The organism is Allobosea sp. P4_C6, from assembly GCF_056402015.1.
This window is the reverse complement of the sequence record NZ_JBFUIF010000262.1, coordinates 1-1,159: the sequence shown is the minus strand read 5'-3', so window position 1 is coordinate 1,159 and position 1,159 is coordinate 1. Positions and strand designations below refer to the sequence as shown.

The window sequence follows — 1,159 nt, the reverse complement described above, 5'->3', positions numbered from 1 at the left end:
ACAGCGTGCCGACATCTGAGCTGCCCGCGCTTATCGCCAGCACGCATGCAGCGCTCACAGGACTTGGCCAAGCTACCGCGCCGGGTCCCGAAGAAAAGGCTGTCCCGGCCGTTTCGATCAAGAAGTCGATCACGGCCGATTGGCTGATCTGCCTCGAGGACGGGAAGAAGTTCAAATCGCTGAAGCGGCATCTCCGGACCGCCTACGACATGTCGCCGGAGGCTTATCGCGCGAAATGGGGCCTTCCAAACGACTACCCGATGGTCGCTCCTGCTTATGCAGAAGCTCGCTCAAAGCTGGCTAAATCCATGGGCCTGGGTCAGCAGCGTCGGAAGACTATTGCGGCGCCAGCCGCTGCGAAGCGTAGCCGGGCTAAGGTCTCAGCGTGATTTGTGCACGGCGGGCGCTAGATGTGCCCGCCGCGGCTCTCCGTCTGGAGTGGACGGCTGCTTGGTGTGTGCTAAGGCGACCGGTCAATCAGGACCGGAACCGCAATGAGCCTCATCAAAGCCTACCAGATTGAAGTCACGTCCTCGACGTCGACTGATCGCCAAGAGTTCTTCGTCGCCGCCGCATCAGAGGAAGAGGCGATGACTGCGCTTGCTGTTAGCAGCATCCTCTTGCCTCAGCCGGTGCTGAAGCTGCAGCGCCGGCTCAGCGATTCAGAGATCGATATGCATCAGATCGGGCCGGATACGATTAAGCAGTGGATTTAGGTGTTGCTGCGGGGCGGGTTGGTCGCGGTCAGGCATTTTCTACCGAGTAGGATTTCTGGAGGCGGGATTACCGATACTTAGGTCCGGGATCGGGCGTCCAGAAATTTTTCTGGCGTCTTCGCGAGCAGCGGCGTCAGCACCAAAAGACCGCATGACTTTTGTCATACATTTTGGCATGCATACCCCCGTGACGACCCGCTCTCAGGACCGTATTTTTCGGTAGTTTCGCGTCGAAACGCCCCTTCCCCTAGGGAGCGCCATATAAATCAACCACTTCCGACATATTGATCAGCGGTGCCACAGGCTGGGTAAGTCACCCGGAGGAAGCCCAAAACCAGAGCGCACGCTCGGCCACCTCGCGCTGGTGCTTCAGGCGCTCGGCCTGATCGGGTCGACGGTAGCCACCCGCCGGGTCGTGGCCGCTGGCATCGACATCGAAGTGG

The 1,159-nt window shown here is 59.8% G+C and carries 2 protein-coding genes; both read left to right on the top strand.

The window, feature by feature from the left end; genetic code table 11:
• Nucleotides 1–389 (top strand): Ros/MucR family transcriptional regulator (locus tag AC1DVA_RS28510; RefSeq protein ID WP_476808146.1); only part of this gene is annotated, 389 nt, incomplete at its 5' end.
• Nucleotides 390–494: 105 nt separating this feature from the next.
• The gene (locus AC1DVA_RS28505) at nucleotides 495–716 is read left to right on the top strand and encodes a hypothetical protein (RefSeq protein WP_476808145.1); all 222 of its coding nucleotides are present in this window, start codon (nucleotides 495–497) and stop codon (nucleotides 714–716) included.
• The last annotated feature ends 443 nt before the right edge of the window (nucleotides 717–1,159 follow it).

Bases quoted from the DNA above. Each gene is read 5' to 3' on its own strand.
- AC1DVA_RS28505 (WP_476808145.1), top strand. From the start codon at position 495: ATGAGCCTCATCAAAGCCTACCAGATTGAAGTCACGTCCTCGACGTCG.